Genomic DNA, 18923 nt, shown 5'->3' with positions numbered 1-18923 from the left:
CAAAATTTAAGTTTTTAAGTTGGCAGCTTTGGTTTGGTATTCCGCAGCTTTTTGAGGCTGGTTCAAAGCCTCATGTGCCCTGGCCATTTGAAGGTAAAATTCCTTTTCCAGGGCGGTATTATCAATTAAAAAATCAAGTCCGGCAGATAATATCTCCAGAGCGTCTTTAGGTTTGGACAATTCGTTCAACGCTTTTCCATTCACAAGATAAAGCCAGGGCTGTGACGGAAATATCTCGAGTGCATTAGAACTTATCTTTTCTACTTCCGAAAAATTACCAGCCTGCTCCTGCAAAAGAAGGATCTGTTTATACAGACCGAAATCTCCTTTCTCATTTTCAAGCGCGGTTAGGAAATAATCAAGAGCCGCTCCGGTTTTCCCTTTTTCGAGGAAAAAAGTTCCCAGCTGCTTATAGACTTTCGTATTGTTCTCCTCTTCAGAAAAAACGGAAACCAGTTCCACAAGTTCATCTTCAAGCTCAGAATTCTCGGCAACATACAGCAGAAAATCATTCAGCGCCTGGTATTTCGTAATCTCGTCGATCTGATCACTCCCCAGCAGGATCTTCATGGAAGCTACTGCTTTTTCCGAAGCATTTTCAGTAATATAGAATTTGTAAAGGGCCAGGTGCACCAGTTCCGAAGAAGGATTTACCTCCAGCAGTTTTTGCGCGGTTTCAAAAGCCTTCCCCGTTTCTCCGTTCTCGCTGTACACAAAAATCAGGTTCAGGTAATCCTGTTCATTCTCAGGATCTGCTGCTATGTGCTCCTGCAGATCATTTATTTGCGCCTCCACATTGTCGGTTCGTGAATAGATCTGCCTGCGCAGGGTTTCCCTGTAAGTACTTGAGCCCTTTTTCTTATCCAGAGAATCCAGCAGACTCAGAGCCTCATCGAATTTCTCGTTCAGAATAAGGAGGTTTGCAAGATCTTCGGAATAAGAGCCGTCCAGAACCACCAGTTCCCTTACTACCGGCAGTGCCTTTTCATAATCCCTACTCCGGAAATAAGTATTGTACAGTTCCTCAAGAATGGGTTGATTCTTTGGAGCTGCTTTTCTGCCTTTTTCGAGGTATGATGCAGCCTGCGGAAACTTTTCAAGCGCATTGAAGTTCTTTCCAAGCTCTAGGTAAACCACCTTTTGATCGGGAGCGATCTTTAAAGCCTTTTCCAGGGCATTAATAGCCTTTTCATAATTTTCAATGGCCTTTTGCTTCAGAGCTTCAAAAAACAATTCCTGAAACTCATCCTCTACATTTCCCAAATTATCTTCGGAAGCCTCAACAACGAGTTTTTCCCGTTCCTGCGGAAAAACAGCAGTACCACAAAGCAGCAAACCTGCCAGGCAAATGGAATATACCCTGTTTTTCCTCATTTTTAGAACACTTTATTTTTACTCTAATACAGAATAATCCCCAATGCTGATCTCAGTAAACTCACCATTGAATTTCGCAAAGTTACCGATCATCGCATTTTTCAATTTGGCATTGGTGACTTCAGCGAAAGTCTGGATCAGGCTATCCTCTATCGTGGAGTCGCTGATCTTACATCCATTCCCTACGGAAACATTCGGTCCAATTTTGGCATTTTTCAGCACCACATTTTCCCCTATGTAACATGGTTCAATGATCTCCGAATTTTCCATTTTCAGGTCATCAGCGATCAGTTTTTCACCGTCCTCCTGAAGGAAGTTCAGCATTCTAGTGTTTGTCTCCACGGTCACGTTCTTATTCCCGCAGTCCATCCACTCGTCCACCTTTCCAGGTACAAAGATCATTCCCTTTCGTTTCATGGCCTCTATCCCATCGTTGATCTGGTATTCTCCGCCACGAATAATGTTGTTATCCAGCACTCCCTGAAGTTCATTCTTCAAGACGGCAACATCTTTGAAATAGTAGATCCCGATCACGGCAAGATCAGAAACGAACTCCTCTGGCTTTTCCACCAGGTCAACTATCTGATTCTTTTCATTCAGCTGCACTACGCCGTAAGCTGAAGGGTTTTTCACCTGTTTTACCCATATCACCCCATCGGCTTCTTTATCTAACGTAAAATCGGCTTTAAAAAGTGTATCGGCATAAGCGATCACAGCGGGACCTTCCAGCGAATCTTTGGCGCACATTATTGCGTGACCGGTTCCGAGAGGTTTATCCTGGTAATAAATGGTTCCTTTTGCGCCTAATGCCTTAGCGATATTCTTCAGGTCGGTTTCCACCTTTTCTCCGAAGTCCTCTCCAATGATAAAAGCGATCTCATCGACCTTTTCATCCAACACTTTGGCGATATCTTCTACCAAGCGGTGTACAATAGGTTTCCCGGCTATGGGTATGAGGGGTTTAGGAACTGTAAGGGTATGTGGGCGAAGTCGTGAACCACGACCAGCCATAGGTACTATAATTTTCATCTTTTAGTTTTGAGTATTTAGTATTGAGAATTGAGAAAACTTCTAACTCAATTCTTTAATTTTTTAGAGTGTTAATTGATCATTGGATATTGATCGTTGTTACTTTGTGCCGGTACTTCCGAAGCCGCCTTCTCCACGGGAGGTTTCCTCCAGTACTTCCACTTCTTTCCAAAAGATGTGTTCATGACGGGAGATCACCAGCTGAGCCACGCGTTCGCCGTTCTCCACGGTGAATTCTTCGTTAGAAAGGTTCACCAGTATCACTCCTATTTCTCCGCGGTAGTCGGCATCAATAGTGCCCGGAGAATTCAGTACTGTAATACCTTTTTTGGCTGCCAGTCCACTTCGGGGACGCACCTGGGCTTCATAGCCAACCGGAAGCTCTATGAAAAGACCTGTTTTAATGATCGCTCTTTCCAGCGGCTTCAATTTTACAGGTTCCTGGATATTCGCCCGCAGATCCATTCCGGCAGAGGAACCGGTTTCGTACGCAGGCAATTCGTGTTGAGATTTGTTGATTATTTTTACGTTCATCTTTTTCGTTTTTTTCTTCTGAAAAGGAAATTATGCCCTCCTCAAAAGTTGTTTTAACTGGTCCTTTTCACCGTAATAAATAAGGGCAAAAAAGATAAGAATTAATATACTTCCGAGGTAATAATTATTTCTAAAAACATAGAAGTACACCACCGAGAAACCGATGGAAAGAAGGAGGTAGCTGCCAATTCTACTGAGGTCGTAGGGAATTGGGTGATATTTTCTTCCGAAGTAGAAAGATAAGAGCATCATACTGCCATAAGCCGCCATAGTTGCAATAGCCGATCCAACATAGCTGTAATACGGAATTAGCCAGAAGTTAAGGATCAATGTCACCACTGCTCCAAAAATGGAAATATAGGCAGCGAACCTGGTGCGGTCACTTACTTTATACCAAACCGAAAGGTTGTGGTAGATCCCTAAAAACAGATTTGCTATGAGGATCATAGGTACCACGGTCATCGCTTCGAAATATGAAGAATCCTGAATGAGCAACAGTTTAAGCAGATCTGAAAATACAGTTATGACAATCAGGATTGCCGATCCAAAAATGACAAAATACTTTGTGATCATCGCATAGGTCTGCACCGAATTCTTTTCCTTGGCATGGCTAAAGAAGAACGGCTCGATGCCCATTCTAAAGGCCGTTGCGAAAAGAGTCATGAACAGCGCCAGGCGATAGCAGGCCGAATAAGCTCCAACTTCAGATTTCGCAATATCTTCAGGCAGTAACCTGCCCAACAGGATCTTGTCAAACACTTCATTTATTACGAATCCAATCCCCGCAATAAGAATAGGTGCGCCATAGCTTATCATCTTCTTCCAAAGTTCCGGATTAAAACGGTATTTCAGCTTTAAATAGAACGGCAACATCACCAACAGAGTCAATGCGCTGGCGATAAGGTTGGAGATGAAAATATACGCGATTTCAAAGTCAGGTTTATAAATGGCTTCAAAAATGCCATTTTTGGTAGCCAGTTTTGGCAGGTATATTATGAAGAACAAGTTAAGACCAAGATTGACCGCTACATTCCCGATCTTGATAATAGCAAATATCCTGGGGCGTTCTGTGGCCCGTATCCAGGCAAAAGGAATGATCACGAGGGCATCTAATCCAAGGATCAACAATACATAGACTATGTAATGTGATGCAATGGCAGTTGCTTCGGAAATCACATCTTTCAGAATAAATCCGAGAGCCATGAAAAGTCCGGTAGAGATGATCAGTGAAATGGAGGAAGTGGCAACAACTTCTTTCCGGAAATTTTCCTGGTGAAAAAAGCGAAAAAAGCTCGTCTCCATTCCGTAGGCCAGCACCACGTTAAAAACGGCTATCCAGGCAAATACAATGGCTACTTCTCCAAATCCTTCGGTTGGTAAATAGTATGTATAAAGAGGAATAAGCAAGAAGGATAGCATCTTGGGCACCACTGTAGCAATACCGTAAATGAAAGTCTGTTTAAATAACTTTTGAAGGAGGGCCAATCGTATTTTGGTTGAGTTTTACCTCACAAATGTACTATAGGTGAACCTAATGCCGAATATTTTGCGGGTTTTTTATTGGAACCTCTGTAGAATCTTTCTTTTTGATGCCTTTGATCTTGAAGTATTTTGCCCGCCCATTGTCCGTATAACGCACTACAGCTTCATCAGGTTTTAATTCAAACGGAATATCGGGAAGGATTTCGGGAGTGGGATTGCCATATTCTTCTTTTGGATCTGCATGCATGATCACTTTGTCCCTGTAATTTTCCCGTGATGGGATCTTGAATTGTGCAATATATAAAGTGGAGTCTGTAGGTTCTTTTTGAAGCGCTGCTTTTCTTCCGCGGAAGTAGACACTGTCCAACACCACTTTCCCATCACCTTCCGTAGGGATAATAAAGGTTATTCCTGAAGCCGCTCCTTTAACGCCACCTGTCCAGGTAGAATAATAGGCTTGTTTGATATCAATTGGCGGCTCTTCCTGAAGCTTTCTGCCATTCGCGCAGTACGTAAAGCTTAACAGAAGCAGCAAAAAAGCGAAAATTTTCAACAGCTTTTTCATAAGAAGGAAATTTACAATTCTGATCAAACAAAATCAGTACCATTCCCAATTTTTCAGAAAAAGAAAACCCCGTACTGTAGAAGTACGGGGTCTCAAAAATATGATTTTCAGAAGGTTTTTCCGATTTATTATTTATTCAAAGCCTCGGCACCACCAACAATTTCAAGGATCTCATTGGTAATAGAAGCCTGTCGTGCTTTGTTGTATGACAACTTAAGTGAATCACGCAGTTCAGTAGCGTTATCGGTCGCTTTATGCATGGCAGTCATACGTGCACCGTGTTCTGAAGCAAAAGAGTCTCTAAGCGCCTTAAAAACCTGCATTTTTAAAGATTTAGGGATCAATTCCTCTACGATCTCCTCTTTAGAAGGCTCAAAAATGTAATCTAAAACCACATCTTCATCCTTTTCAACAGGAACTATAGGTAGAAACTGCTCTTTCATGACAATCTGTGTAGCAGCATTCTTGAACTGGTTGTACACCAGTACGATCTTGTCGTATTTACCACTGACGAACTGCGCCATAAGATCTTCTGCAATTGCAGCAGAATTATCGAAACTCAAATCGTCATAGATCCCATTGTTATTCCTATAAACGCTGAAAGTCTTTTTCAGGATATCATGAGCCTTTTTACCAAGGGTCATAACCTCCACATTCTTTCCGCTGAAATCCTCGGCAGCAAGTTGTTTTACACCTTTAATGATGTTTGTATTAAAAGCTCCTGCCAAACCACGGTTTGAAGAAATAGCCACAATCAGGACGTTTTTGACCTCACGCTGCTCAGCATACTTACTTCCCTGGTCGCTGCTCAAAGTGGCGCTCAGGTTTTGCAGCAATTCGGTCAGCTTTTCTGCATATGGTCTCATTGCAGTAATAGCATCCTGGGCTTTGCTCAACTTGGCAGCAGATACCATTTTCATGGCACTGGTGATCTGCATGGTTGAGGAAACCGATGTAATTCTGCTTCTAAGTTCTTTTAAATTGGCCATCTAATTGAATTGAGATTTGAGAATTGAGTAGTGAGATATTTCTCAACACTCAACTCAAACTTTAATTTAGGCTTTATATTTAGCTGAAAGTTCTTTTGAAACTTTGTTCAAAGTATCAGTTACTTCATCAGTAAGTTTACCTGCTTTCAACGTGTCCAGAATATCTCTGTGTTTTGCGTTAAGGTATTCAAGGTAATCCTTCTCGAATTCTCTTACTTTATCAACAGGCACATCTCTTAACAGGTTCTTAGAACCGGCGTAGATGATAGCGATCTGCTCTTCTACAGGGTAAGGATTGTTTTGAGCCTGCTTAAGGATCTCCACGTTACGCTTACCTTTTTCAATTACGCTAAGAGTAGCAGGATCAAGATCTGAACCAAACTTGGCGAATGCTTCCAGTTCACGGAACTGAGCCTGGTCAAGTTTCAAAGTACCAGCTACCTTCTTCATTGATTTGATCTGAGCGGCACCACCTACACGAGATACAGAAATACCCACGTTAATTGCAGGACGAACCCCTGAGTTGAACAAGTCTGAAGTAAGGAAGATCTGACCATCTGTAATCGAAATTACGTTAGTAGGGATATACGCAGAAACGTCACCTGCCTGAGTTTCGATAAGCGGAAGTGCTGTTAAAGAACCTCCACCTTTTACTTTATCTTTAAGTACATCCGGAAGGTCGTTCATGTTCTTCGCGATACTATCATCATCGATCACTTTTGCAGCACGCTCCAGTAATCTTGAGTGAAGGAAGAAAACGTCTCCTGGGTAAGCCTCACGTCCCGGTGGACGACGAAGAAGCAAAGAAACCTCACGGTAAGCAACCGCCTGTTTTGAAAGATCATCATAAACGATCAATGCAGGACGACCGGTATCCCTGAAGTACTCACCAATCGCAGCACCTGCGAAAGGAGCATACACCTGCATAGGAGCAGGATCTGATGCGTTTGCGGCAACAATAGTGGTATATGCTAAAGCTCCTTTATCTTCAAGAGTTTTTGCAATTCCGGCTACAGTAGAGGCCTTTTGCCCTATTGCCACATATATACAATACACAGGTTCCCCTGCATCGTAAAATTCCTTTTGGTTAAGGATGGTATCAATAACCACAGCTGTCTTACCAGTCTGACGGTCACCAATTACCAACTCCCTTTGTCCACGTCCAATCGGCACCATAGCATCGATAGCTTTAATACCTGTTTGAAGCGGCTCGGTTACCGGCTGACGGTAAATTACTCCTGGAGCTTTACGTTCCAATGGCATCTGGAAAGTCTCACCTTCAATTGGACCTTTTCCGTCGATTGGGGCACCAAGGGTGTCAACCACTCGACCAACAATTCCTTCACCTACATTGATAGAAGCAATACGCTGTGTTCTTTTCACAGTTGCTCCTTCTTTCACATCTTTGTATGGACCTAAAAGTACCACCCCAACATTGTCTTCTTCAAGGTTAAGTACAATTCCTTCCAATCCGCTTTCGAATTCAACCAACTCTCCGTACTGCGCGTTAGCCAGTCCGTAAACGTTAGCAATACCGTCACCTACGTTGAGAACGGTACCAACTTCGTCCAAAGAAGCCTTAGCTTCGAACCCGGAAAGTTGTTTTTTTAATATTGCTGATACTTCAGCCGGATTTATTTCTGCCATAATTATTTAGAATAAAATGCCACCCAAAAAGTGACTGTTTTAATTAAATTTTTGAAACGTATGTGTTGTTTTTAAATTCCCTTTTCAGGTTGTTGAGTTGGGCATTCACACTTCCGTTGTACTGAATGTCACCTACTCTTAAAATGAATCCACCAATGATACTTTCATCAATGATGTTCTGGATCTTAGCCTCGTTCCCGGTCAACTCCCTAACTTTAGTTTGAATCTTAGACTCAAGAGCCGGGGTAAGCGGGAATGCCGTGGTCACTTTTGCGACCTGTACATTATTCATTTCGTCATACAATTGCTTGTACTTCGAAGCGACCATCTCCAGTATATCGATCCTTTTATTCTCGATCAGCACACCGAACAGGTTGGAAGTAATCCCGTTCACATTCTTGAAGATCTCTTCAAGAGAATCTTTTTTGATGCTGTCTTTGATAACCGGACTTTTAAGAAACACTTCAAGCTCATGACTGCTGGCAATGGTGTTGCTTATAAGGGTCATATCTTCATTGACCTCTTTAGTCTGATTCTTATCCTTTGCAAGGCTAATAACTGCCTTTGCGTATCGTAAAGCTGCTTTGCTCCCGTACATATTCTTAGTTTAAGGTAACGTCATCAAGCATATCCTCTACCAGCTTTTCCTGCTTGGCATCAGAGGAAAGTTGCTCACGAACTACTTTCTCAGCGATCTGCATAGAAAGGGTTGCTACCTGATTTTTAATATCTGCAAGAGCTGCATTTTTCTCATTCTGAATAGTAGCCTTAGCCTGAAGGATCATTTTCTCTCCTTCTTTCTGAGCTTCTTCACGGGCTTCGCTGATCATTTTCTCTTTGATCTCACGAGCTTCTTTGATCATGTTGTCACGCTCCATACGAGCTTCCTTCATCAGGTTCTCATTGTCTGCCTGAAGGTTCTGCATTTCTTTGCGTGCCTTTTCAGCAGAATCAAGAGCGTCCTGGATCCCCTGCTCTCTGTCGTTCAACGCGTCCAAAATTGGTTTCCACGCAAACTTCTTAAGCAACAAGATAAGTACTACAAGGACTATTATCTGCCAGAAAAACAATCCAAAAGAAAAATCGTTAACTAACTTTTCCATATTCTTTTATTTCAACTATCGTTTAATTTGTAATAATAATCAAGCTTTGCAGCCAACCGCTGCAAAGCTTGAGTTCTTTTTTGATTACACTGCGAAAAGCGCAGCGAAAGCAACACCTTCTAAAAGTGCGGCAATAATAATCATTGCAGTTTGGATCTTTCCTGCTGCTTCTGGCTGACGTGCAATTCCTTCCATTGCAGCACCACCAATTTTACCAAGACCGATACCAGCTCCAATAATAATTAAACCAGCTCCAATCAAATCTAAATTTAAGGCTTCCATACTTATTTATTAAAAATTAAACTTACTCTTATTTATCTTCAAAAATTATATAATCGGAATGTCTTCATCTTCATGATGCTCCCCGTGATCTTCGATCGCCATACCTATGTAAAGCGCACTCAATAGTGTGAAGATATAGGCCTGAAGGAAAGCAACCAGCAACTCAATTACAGAGATGAAAATGGTAAACCCGAAGAATGCAGGTCCGGCGATCCAGTTCTGGAACACAACGATCAAACCTAGAAGGGTCATAACCACTACGTGACCGGCGGTCATGTTCGCAAAAAGTCGGATCATCAATGCGAACGGCTTTGTGAACATCCCAAGCACCTCGATTGGCGCAAGAACGATCTTCATAGGCCATGGCACACCCGGCATCCAAAAAATGTGTTTCCAATATCCTTTATTGGCGCTGAACTGCACAATAAAGAAAGTCACCATAGCAAGTGCAAAGGTTACCGCAATGTTTCCGGTAACGTTCACTCCCAGCGGAGTCATTCCCAGAAGGTTCAGGATCCAGATAAAGAAGAATACCGTTAGCAGGAAGCTGGAGTATTTTCTATAGTTAGGACCAATGTTTGGTTTAGCGATATCATCACGAACGTAAATGATGAGGGGCTCAAGAACACGTCCGAATTTCCTCGGAATGCTGTTCTTTCTATATGATTTTGCAAGTGAGCTGAAAAGGAAGAACATCAATACAGCTACAAGGATCATGGTGATCACGTTCTTAGTCAATGAAAGGTCCAGTGGACGCTCATTGGTGGGGAACTGATGCTCTGCATTCGCATGATGCTCATCGCCGTAGAAGATCTCTCCTTCAGCGTTAGTTTTGTATATCTTGGAATGGTAAAGTCGGTAATAATTTCCATCAACTTCAGCTACATCTTCTCCATGGTGGAATTTCCCAGCAGAAAATATCTTCAGGCCATTATCCCAAAGGATAACAGGAAGCGGAAAACCGGCGTGAGTGCCTTCTTCAGCATCAGAATAGAAAGTAACGTAATGTGAATCTTTAAGGTGGTGGTCAATATATTCCTGCACTTCTTCACGGGTGTTCACTTTGGCATCTCCACCAGATTCGGCGTGAGCTTCCTGAGTGTGTACTTCCTGTTCGTGAGCATCTTGTGCATGACCTTCTTCCTGATCAGAAAATGCCTGCGCATTTATTGACACAAACATAAAAAGACAGGCTAATAAAAATTTCGCAACGGTTTCCTTTTGCATTTCCAGGTAAATTACAGTCCTTTAATTTGGGTGCAAATGTACATAATTAAATAAAAAAACATACCCCTTATAATGGAATTGTTTTTTCCGCCCGTAACGCCCGTAATTAGCTGTCTTGTTTAAAGTTAGCCTTGTTCAGGATCTTGATCACCCATACAATTTCAAGCACCACACAAATCAAATATGGAATAAAAAAATGCAGAAAAACAGATTTATCAATGGTATATTCTGAAGTTTTGATAATGAAGAGAAAGATACCAAGTTTGACAAAAGCACCCCCCAGAAAAATAAACCCCAATTGTTCTTTAAGCCGTTCACTTACGGCTATTATAGTAGTGGTAAAAAGCAAGGTGATCCCAATGTTAAACCTATAGGCCAGATTAATGATCCCTACCGGCTGATCTTCAAAAAACCGGGTGAATACCCAATAATGAATGGCATAGCCGGCTCCGGCCACCATAATTAATAAGGCGGAAAACTTTAAAAGATTTTTTAACATCAAATGTTATTCGTTGTAGCGCTTCAACTGTTTAAGGACCACATAGACCGAGGCTACTATCCCAAACAGGACAAAACCAATGGTGAACCAGTTCTTGTTTGAGGGATAACGCTCATCCAGTTTTTTACCAATCCAGGCGCAAATAAATATAGTTGCACCCATTTGAAAGGCAATCCCGGTAAAAATCGCCCAATTTCTAAGCTGATTTCTCTTGTTTGGATCCTCGTTCTCCTTTTTCATTATTTATTGCTTTCATGGCGCCTCGCATAGTACAGGTCGCGTTGAATGTAGCACCCGGCTCAACAGCCAGTTTTACCACATTGGCCTCTCCTTCAATGAAGGCGGTACTACGCAGACTAAGAATTCCGGAAATTTTTAATGTCCCAAAGAACTTTCCTTCTATGTCGGCATTTTCACATTCCAGGTCTCCTTTAATGCAGCCGTCTTTGCCAATAACAACTTTTCCCGGAGTTTTCACAGAACCTTCTACAGTTCCATCTATTCTAAAACATCCCAGAGCTTCAATGTCACCTGTAATGGTGGTTCCCTGGGATATCTTATTCTGTTCTTTGCTCAATTCTGCAGTTGCCTTTTTCTCTTGTGTAAACATTACTGGGGGGGATTTAGGGTTTCTAAGTAGGTATCAATATTTTTATGGATCTGGGCGATCCTATAGTTCTCGGCCGAAATATAAAAAGATTTTCTGGTAACCTTGTTCTCCTTGCTCTTTTCCAGAAGCTCAGCATAACCCAAAGCATTCTCAGGAGACCTGAAATTGTGCACCACAACAAAAATTTGTTGAGGCCCGTAGACATCTACAGAAGCTTTTATTTCAGAATAATTCAGTTTTTCAAGGCTATTTGTTATAATCTTCTTTAATTCCTCAGCCTTGCTCTTCTCTGTTATTTCAAAAGGGAAAACTAATTTAAAAGAAGAGGCCAAAGAGTCATTTTTGAATACCGGGTTAGCTATAGTTGGCAGAGCAGTCTGTAAAATCTCCTGCGCCTTTATTCCTTCGAGGGACTGTGGGTAATTCAGTGCCACATAATTAAGTCCTTCCTTATAACTTTCAACACCGAGCAATCTTCCCTGGGCCATGGCTTTCAATAATTCCAACTTCGGAACGATCTCGTCTCCCGCGAATTCCGAAGCCAAGCCACCGGCTCTTTCGATCACCTCAGCATACTGTTGATCTTCATATAACTGATACACTTCCTCATAGAGGGCTGTCGGATTATTTTCGTCCTGTAAAAGACTTTTTGGATCCTGAAGTATGGCCGCATAACGGGAATCGGGAAACCGGAAAATTATGTCATTTTTAAGACTTTGAGCTTTTGCCAGTTCGCCCAGCTCGATATATGTCTTGTAAAGATTATACATAGAAGGAATGACCAGTCGTTCTTCGGGATCATTAGCTAAAACCGACTCCAGTTTTTCTGCAGCCAGGCCGTTTTCTTTAAACTTTTCCCTATAGATGAGCCCAAGTTGGTAATTAGCAAAATTTCGCTCCTGTACCAGGCTGTCCAACAATGCCGGATCCTTCGGAATACGTTTTAAGTAGGTCTCAGGATCTAAGCGTGGATCATTCTCTGCGAGTTCATTCCTGCCAATGGAGTCAAGACCTGCTGTAGCTGCCATTCTTGAACCCGTGCGCCAATTATCTGCCAGTTCACGGTTTCCCCACAGTCTGAAGAATTCCTGCTTCCCATAAGCAACTGTGGTGGGATTGTAGAAATAGAAGGTATTTCCCGGTGTAGGTACTCCGGGCAAGCCGGTTCGTTTGGTCTCGAAGTAGTTCTGTGCATTCTGTGCCTGCTCTTCTTTTCCTGCTTCAGACTCCATTCTTTCTCTTAATTCGGCCGTATAAGCGGTAAAGAATTCCCTTTGCTCTTCTTCCGGAAGCTTTGCTATTATCAGGACGCTGTCCAGCTCACGCGAGAGATTTTCGTAGTAGATCACGTCTCCCAGATTGTCTCTCTTTTTCTTTATCAGCCTGTATTCCCGCGTGTTTTGAGCAAGTTTCTGCAGGGTACTGTCATAGTAAGCGCCGGCAATCTCGTAATTGGCCGCATCAAAATTTATATTCCCCAGAGACTCGTAATCAAGGGACTGCAAATAGGCATTTTCTGAAGGTGAAGCCAGAGAGCGATTATAATAATCCATTGCCAGGTTGATAGAATCCTGCTGGTAATGAAATTCTGCCAGTTCAAAGTATATCTGGTCCAGGTAAGGCCTGTTTTCCCGATCTCCGGAAAGGTCGAGTAACTGCTCCAGCACCACCGCCTTTTTTTCGGGAGAAAGATCTGTATTTCGAATTTGCGCGATCTTAGCGTTGACCAGGTAGATCCGCGGAATTTTTCGGTTGAGATCTATAACCTGTGAGTATGCGTAATTGGAGCTGTCTCTCTGCTCTAACCGATCATAAAGCTGGCCTGTAATAAACCAGTATCGGCCTTCTTCGTCTTTGTTGTCGGTAAGTTTGGCGGCCTTTTTAAGAGGTGCGACCGCACTGTCCCGGGCGCCAATGTTCAGGTAGGCTTCTGCTAGCATGGCGTTGGCATTCGCACGATTTTCCTTCTCCAGCTTCTCATTTTTGAGCATCTTTTTCAGGTTCTTAATGGCAAGCTCGTTGAATTCTAACCTGATATTGCTTTTTTCACGCCAAATCTTGGCCTCGTTGATAGTATTGCTGAGTGGATATTTGTGTAGAATATAATTGAAAGCTTCTAGAGCAGGTACAAAGCGCTGATCGTAATAGCGGGCTTTTCCCAGCAGCAGATATGCCTCATCTATCTGCGGATTCTTTTCTGATCCATCGAGCAACATTGAATGCCGCTGAATGGCTTTTACAGCCTTTTCTTCGGCAACTTCAAAATTCGGATTTATACTGGTTCCCGGTGCGAGTACGGTTTCACTCACCTGCATTCGCTCAACCGGTAAAATATCCCAGTAATTATCGCGGTAAGTCTGGTTGAGCTCTTCTTTGCCTAATTCCAGCGCCATATTCCCGTTGAAGAGGGTGTTGTATTCCGCAGTAACGGCATGCCAGTTACGGCTGATAAAGGTGTTCTTTTTCCTTGAGCAGCCAATTACACATGCAGCCAGAAGCAGTAGCAAAAATCCTTTTTTAAGAGCTTTCAAATCAACAGGTACTTGGTGTTTAGGATTAACTTTAGTTAGCCGGATTTATTATTGTGAGAAGTAAAAATAGGGATTTTTTTCCACCTTTTGAGTGGAATCAGCAGCTATGAGGAAGTAGTGCTAAGAAGCACCTCAAAAAAGGGATTTCAGGAGATATTTTCGGGGAATGGAGTTTGACCTTACCTCGTCATGAAAGTTACCGGGACCCAATAGCTAACTTCCACCGGAATTCCATTCTCCCGGCCCGGTTTAAAGTCTCTTAGAGAAGCTAATACTTCCTCCAGATGTTCATTTATTTTCTTAGGTCCACCGCTTGCAGAAACATCTTTCACCCTTCCTTCTTTATCAATGACAAATCGGGCTTCTAATTTCACAAGTCCCTTTACAAGTTTAGAAGCCATATTCAGATCAAAATTCCTGTTGACATAGTTATTGATGTAACTGGAAGTGCAATCTCTTTGCTTTTGAGCAGATCCTTTTGGTTTACAACGTTTGGATAAGGGAGGCTGCTCAACCTGATCAAAAGAAATTATTTGTGGAGGATCTATCTCCTTTTCCTGAGCGAACCCATTAACGGAAATGACAAAAATGAAAAACAGGAAAAGAAATTTATTCATAAAAACAGGTTTTTAAAAGGTTAGTATTTACTGGCTCACATGCTCGCCTGCAAAATACTGCTCCAGTTCCTTAAGAGTGGCTTCAGAGGTCTTAATATCATTAACGACCTCACCTTTGTCCAGCACCATAATCCTTTCACAAACCTCGGTCACGTGAATAAGATCGTGACTGGAAATAAGAATGGTAACTTCTGAATTTTCAGAAAGATCTTTTATCAGCGTTTTTAATCTGATCTGCGTAGTGGGATCGAGGTTGGCGAAAGGTTCATCAAGAATGATCACTTCAGGTTTTCCAATAAGCGCCGCTACAATTCCCACCTTCTTCTGATTCCCTTTGGAGAGATCACGCAAATATTTTTTTCTTCCGAGTATCTCCCCGTTAAAGAAATCTTCAAAATACTGAAGAAAGGCAGCAATATCAGCTTTGTTTTGTCCGCGAAGATCACCTATGAAGTTGAAGTATTCTTCGGGAGTCAGGTACCCTATCAAAAAACTTTCATCAATAAATGACGAGGTGAATGGTTTCCATTCTTCACTCTGACTAACGGTGATATCGTTATTGAAAACATTTCCGGTAGTTGGCTGAATAAGGTCCAATAAAAGACTGAAAAATGTGGTTTTTCCCGCGCCATTATTACCCACCAGGCCAAAGCTTTGCCCTCGTGGAATTTCCAGGTGAGGAATATTGAGAACGCTTGTGCCGTTATAAACTTTTGAAAGATTGGTTACTGTTATCATTTTTAGTGTCTTTTATTAATCGCCGGTCTGTTTAAAACCCTGTATCATGGCATACTTACTATTTCTATAGGCCTCCCCTATCTGGTCCATCAACCAATTTCTCATCACAATGCCCACAAATCCAAGTCCCACCAGGACACCCACCCCGGTTTCAAAAGAAAAGAATTTGTTGCATAGCCAGAAGATCAAAATTGGAATGAGCATTAAAGGTAGACCAATGATCCACTGGGTTGCGCCGGTGCCCTGGTAGTTCATAAAAGGGCTTTTTTCGAGTTCGATCCTTTTCCGGTTGAAGGAACCCGCAAAAAGTAACACGGGAACATTCACGCCCACATTATATACAGCACAGGCCAGGTTGACGATGAGGATCTTCCACCCAAAATAAACGTATGGTGTAGTTAATATTGCCAAAACAATTATGCTGAAGGTCATTAATCCGGCTTTCGAAGCGAGGTATTTCTTCAGCGGAATGTTCTGAGACATGATCATTGAATAGTACGATGCATCCCAGGCGGGAATGAACTGCCCAAAATTGATCATGAAGATCCCTGTCATAAAGATCCCGATGAACACATAGATGGCCGGCATGCTTTGATACGTCTCCTGCGGATAGAATATGAGTCCGTAGCCCATTATTATGATCGAAAGAAAAATGGTTGTTTTGGGTCTTTTATTCCGCCAAATAAGTTTCAGGTCCAGTTGCAGAAAAGGGGCAATATCCCCGAATTTCCTCACCCACTGAAAGTCGCGGGTATTGGCTTCCTGGACTTTTCCTTTCAGGGAATCATCAAGATAGAACCTGTTAAGAAGAATATTCTGATTCCATAGATACAATCCTAAAGCAATAAGAACGGGTACGAGAGCCAGTAAAGGATTTTGAATTACAGCATCCATCAAACTTCCAAAAGCATCGGTCACGATAAAAATTTCGAGATACTGAAGCACCGCTAAAGCGACAGCAACAATTACGTAAGGAATGAGAGCTATCAGGTTGTCGGCAAACTTCTTTTTCAGGAGGAAATTTGCATAATTTATAGACAGGTCCAGGGCATAAACGGCAACCATCCATCCAAAAATGGGAAGAAATGAGACCCCTTCCTCATTCCAGTAAAACAGCCCAAAAGGAATTATTATAAGAAGCGGAAGAAAATTAAAGAATGAAAAAAGGGATTTTACGAGCACATAGTTTACCACTTTTTTCTTCGGAATGGGTGCTGTAAGCAACGGCTTTATGTTCAACACCGGCAGGGTTTGCAACATGAAACGTATGACAAGTTCCGCAGCAAACCAGAGGAGAATTCCGCTGTTCACCACCTGGATAGGATCAGCTTCCGGAAGCATTTTTTTCAGTATGGGGTAAAGAGCAAATCCAAGAGAGAGAAAAACAACTGAAAAGTAGAGTGCCACAAAGGCCATTAAGATTTTCAGCCCCAGGCTTTTCCCAAAACTAGAAGAACGGAGAAAGGCCTTCCACTGCAATGAAATAAAATGCTCAAACATGCTTTCTGTTTAGTGTACTAGTGTGGAAATTTACAATTTTGTTACAGAATTTACGTCTCATACTTTGTACTTTTGCCCACAAAGAATAAAAAATGAGTAAGTTTTTTCCTCTGAAGATCAATCAGGTTATTCGGGAGACAGAACAGGCGGTAAGCCTGGAGTTTGAAATTCCACAAGACATTAAGGCTGAATTTTCTTTTAAAGCCGGCCAATATATCACTATAAAAACTACTGTAGAAGGCAAGGAAATACGCCGTGCCTACAGCATTTGCACCCCTCCGGGAGCAGATACCTTCAGGGTAACTGTGAAGGAGGTAAAGGATGGACTTTTTTCGGTCATTGCGAATAATAAGCTCAAAGCCGGAGACGTACTTGAGGTACATCCTCCCGAAGGAAAATTCACTTTTGAACCTCTCAATGATTCTCATCCGCACACCTATGCAGCCTTTGCTGCGGGTAGCGGGATCACGCCGGTGCTTTCCATTTTAAAGACTTCGTTGTTCGAGGAAAAATACAGCCGGTTTGTACTGGTCTACGGAAATAAAACGCCCGATGATACCATTTTCTTTAAAGAGCTTTTAAAGCTGCAAATGGAACATCCGGACCGTCTTTTCATCGAGTTTGTTTACAGTCAGACGAAAGAGGAGGATTCTCACTACGGAAGGATCGACGCCAGCACGGTGAACTATGTGCTGAAGAACAGGTTCAAGGACACCACTTTTACCCGTTTCTACCTTTGTGGGCCTGAAGAAATGATCAACCATGTGACCGACATATTGCTTGAGAATGAGGTGAAAAAAGAAACCATTCTTTTTGAACTTTTCAGCACCGAAGTGGAAGGAGAAGTTAAATCTGATCTGGAAGGAGAAACCCAATTGACCATAGTTGTCGATGATGAAGAGACTTCCTTCAGCATGCCTAAAAATTCTACGGTTTTGCAAGCTGCCCTTGACCAGGGTATCGATGTGCCCTATTCCTGCCAGGGCGGGATCTGCAGTAGCTGTGTGGCGCGTATTATTGAAGGTAAAGCCGAAATGGAAAAGAATTCAATTCTCGTGGACAGCGAAATCGAAGAAGGACTTGTGCTTACGTGTCAGGCGCATCCGCTTACACCTTCCTTAAAAGTTGATTACGACGACGTTTAATAATTTACTTTAACAGCAGGAGCTCCTTAACTTTCCCCACCACTTTTTCACTGGGGATGGTTCTCATTACATCCTCATATCCCTTCGGGATCTCTTTGCCATATACCGAGGTGGGAATAGCTGGATATTTATCCAAATCTGGTAACAACGAGTTCTCCAGTGGTTGCCCAAAAGGAGCAAAACCGGTATAGGGATGTGTCAACCCCCAAAGGGAGATGACCGGGATTCCATAGTTGGCGGCGATATGTCCGTTCCCGCTGTCCATGGAGAGCATCGCATCGAGATTGGAGATAAGAGCCAATTCTTCCTCAAATTTCAGTTTGCCGGCAACACTTGTAGCGTTTGAACAATCTTTCTCCAGATCGCTTAGCAGCTGCTCCTCTTCCCTTCCGCCTCCGAACAGGAATATCTTTAGATTCTCCTCTTTTTCTAACCTCCCAAGCAACTCCTTCACCAAATCCAGCGGATAGGCTTTAGCCTTATGTTGTGCAAAAGGCGCAACCCCCAACCATTTTTTAGGCTCCTCTCCTACAAGGATACTGGCCCGGGGAGAAAGGTTTTCTTTAGATAAAGCACTACCCGAGGTTAGATCAATAGGAAAGCCCAGTTGGTCGAACACATCGGCATACCTTTCATGAGTGGTCTTTAGAGGAAGAAAGATCTTATTGCTCCTGCGGGTAAGCGCCTTTTTCTCCTGCCTTCCTTTATCGATCTGCTTTACCGGAATACCGGAAAGTTGAAAAAACACTTTAAGAATATTAGACCTCAACACATTGTGAAGATCGGCAACCGCATCTATTCCCAGGTCCTGCAATTCACGTGAAAGCCTTTTTAGTCCGGCCACACCCTTATGCCGACCATTTACGTCTGCTTCAAAAACGTCAACATTTCGCAGGTTTTTGAACAGTGGAGTGAGAAATCCCTTGGTGAGAAAGGTGATCTTTACATCGGGAAACCTTTCAGTAACCCTTTTTACGACAGGTACGGTCATGGCCACATCTCCCATTGCAGAAAGGCGAATTACCAGTATGTGTTTGGCAAGGGACATGTG

The 18923-nt window shown here is 42.6% G+C and carries 20 protein-coding genes; 1 reads left to right on the top strand and 19 read right to left on the bottom strand.

Features of this window, described 5'->3' with window-relative positions; all coding sequences use genetic code 11:
* Positions 1 to 6: 6 nt before the first annotated feature.
* From ACNORC_RS02645 to ACNORC_RS02560, 18 genes are all read right to left on the bottom strand, one after another.
* Complete coding sequence (locus ACNORC_RS02645) at positions 7 to 1374, bottom strand: tetratricopeptide repeat protein (RefSeq protein ID WP_418334037.1); 1368 nt, start codon at positions 1372 to 1374, stop codon at positions 7 to 9.
* 18 nt (positions 1375 to 1392) lie between these two features.
* Positions 1393 to 2403: a sugar phosphate nucleotidyltransferase gene (locus tag ACNORC_RS02640; protein ID WP_418334036.1), complete on the bottom strand. Its 1011-nt coding sequence runs from the start codon at positions 2401 to 2403 to the stop codon at positions 1393 to 1395.
* Between the two features lie 99 nt (positions 2404 to 2502).
* Complete coding sequence (gene dut / locus ACNORC_RS02635; RefSeq protein ID WP_418334034.1) at positions 2503 to 2937, bottom strand: dUTP diphosphatase; 435 nt, start codon at positions 2935 to 2937, stop codon at positions 2503 to 2505.
* Between the two features lie 30 nt (positions 2938 to 2967).
* Complete coding sequence (locus ACNORC_RS02630) at positions 2968 to 4422, bottom strand: oligosaccharide flippase family protein (protein WP_418334033.1); 1455 nt, start codon at positions 4420 to 4422, stop codon at positions 2968 to 2970.
* Between the two features lie 46 nt (positions 4423 to 4468).
* Positions 4469 to 4984: a hypothetical protein gene (locus ACNORC_RS02625; RefSeq protein WP_418334032.1), complete on the bottom strand. Its 516-nt coding sequence runs from the start codon at positions 4982 to 4984 to the stop codon at positions 4469 to 4471.
* 128 nt (positions 4985 to 5112) lie between these two features.
* On the bottom strand, positions 5113 to 5973 hold the full coding sequence (atpG, locus tag ACNORC_RS02620; protein WP_418334031.1) for an ATP synthase F1 subunit gamma: 861 nt from the start codon (positions 5971 to 5973) through the stop codon (positions 5113 to 5115).
* A 66-nt stretch (positions 5974 to 6039) separates the two neighbouring features.
* Positions 6040 to 7620 carry a F0F1 ATP synthase subunit alpha gene (gene atpA, locus ACNORC_RS02615; protein WP_418334030.1) on the bottom strand — a complete coding sequence of 527 codons (1581 nt, stop codon included), beginning with the start codon at positions 7618 to 7620 and terminating at the stop codon, positions 6040 to 6042.
* Between the two features lie 43 nt (positions 7621 to 7663).
* Positions 7664 to 8218 carry an ATP synthase F1 subunit delta gene (atpH, locus tag ACNORC_RS02610; protein WP_418334029.1) on the bottom strand — a complete coding sequence of 185 codons (555 nt, stop codon included), beginning with the start codon at positions 8216 to 8218 and terminating at the stop codon, positions 7664 to 7666.
* A 4-nt stretch (positions 8219 to 8222) separates the two neighbouring features.
* Positions 8223 to 8723, bottom strand: coding sequence for a F0F1 ATP synthase subunit B (locus ACNORC_RS02605; protein WP_418334028.1), 501 nt, complete (start codon positions 8721 to 8723; stop codon positions 8223 to 8225).
* Positions 8724 to 8807: 84 nt separating this feature from the next.
* On the bottom strand, positions 8808 to 9005 hold the full coding sequence (gene atpE / locus ACNORC_RS02600) for an ATP synthase F0 subunit C (protein WP_418334027.1): 198 nt from the start codon (positions 9003 to 9005) through the stop codon (positions 8808 to 8810).
* 45 nt (positions 9006 to 9050) lie between these two features.
* Positions 9051 to 10232 (bottom strand): F0F1 ATP synthase subunit A, encoded by a 1182-nt coding sequence (atpB, locus tag ACNORC_RS02595; protein WP_418334026.1) that lies wholly within the window; start codon positions 10230 to 10232, stop codon positions 9051 to 9053.
* Positions 10233 to 10338: 106 nt separating this feature from the next.
* A complete protein-coding gene (locus ACNORC_RS02590) occupies positions 10339 to 10731 on the bottom strand; it encodes a DUF6168 family protein (RefSeq protein ID WP_418334025.1) in 393 nt (130 codons plus the stop codon).
* A 6-nt stretch (positions 10732 to 10737) separates the two neighbouring features.
* The gene (locus tag ACNORC_RS02585; RefSeq protein WP_418334024.1) at positions 10738 to 10971 is read right to left on the bottom strand and encodes an AtpZ/AtpI family protein; all 234 of its coding nucleotides are present in this window, start codon (positions 10969 to 10971) and stop codon (positions 10738 to 10740) included.
* Entirely contained in the window at positions 10928 to 11341 is a 414-nt protein-coding gene (locus ACNORC_RS02580; RefSeq protein WP_386779904.1) for a bactofilin family protein, read from the bottom strand. The genes ACNORC_RS02585 and ACNORC_RS02580 overlap by 44 nt, the downstream gene beginning before the upstream one ends.
* Positions 11341 to 13848 (bottom strand): type IX secretion system periplasmic lipoprotein PorW/SprE, encoded by a 2508-nt coding sequence (gene porW / locus ACNORC_RS02575; protein WP_418334023.1) that lies wholly within the window; start codon positions 13846 to 13848, stop codon positions 11341 to 11343. Before porW ends, ACNORC_RS02580 begins: the two co-directional genes overlap by 1 nt.
* Positions 13849 to 14051: 203 nt before the next feature.
* The gene (locus ACNORC_RS02570; RefSeq protein WP_418334022.1) at positions 14052 to 14489 is read right to left on the bottom strand and encodes an energy transducer TonB; all 438 of its coding nucleotides are present in this window, start codon (positions 14487 to 14489) and stop codon (positions 14052 to 14054) included.
* A 27-nt stretch (positions 14490 to 14516) separates the two neighbouring features.
* On the bottom strand, positions 14517 to 15227 hold the full coding sequence (locus ACNORC_RS02565; RefSeq protein ID WP_418334021.1) for an ABC transporter ATP-binding protein: 711 nt from the start codon (positions 15225 to 15227) through the stop codon (positions 14517 to 14519).
* Between the two features lie 15 nt (positions 15228 to 15242).
* Positions 15243 to 16727, bottom strand: a complete 1485-nt coding sequence (locus ACNORC_RS02560) for a DUF5687 family protein (protein ID WP_418334020.1) — start codon at positions 16725 to 16727, stop codon at positions 15243 to 15245.
* 92 nt (positions 16728 to 16819) lie between these two features.
* On the opposite strand from ACNORC_RS02560, the gene ACNORC_RS02555 reads away from it, so the two are divergent.
* On the top strand, positions 16820 to 17872 hold the full coding sequence (locus ACNORC_RS02555) for a 2Fe-2S iron-sulfur cluster-binding protein (RefSeq protein ID WP_418334019.1): 1053 nt from the start codon (positions 16820 to 16822) through the stop codon (positions 17870 to 17872).
* A gap of 4 nt (positions 17873 to 17876) precedes the next feature.
* Here the strand turns inward: ACNORC_RS02555 and ACNORC_RS02550 are convergent, their stop codons facing one another.
* Positions 17877 to 18920, bottom strand: a complete 1044-nt coding sequence (locus tag ACNORC_RS02550) for a glycosyltransferase family 9 protein (protein ID WP_418334018.1) — start codon at positions 18918 to 18920, stop codon at positions 17877 to 17879.
* Positions 18921 to 18923: the final 3 nt, after the last annotated feature.

It is taken from the genome of Salinimicrobium soli, assembly GCF_048323655.1.
Taxonomy (GTDB): Bacteria; Bacteroidota; Bacteroidia; order Flavobacteriales; family Flavobacteriaceae; genus Salinimicrobium; species Salinimicrobium soli.
This window is presented reverse-complemented; position numbering and strand designations above follow the sequence as displayed.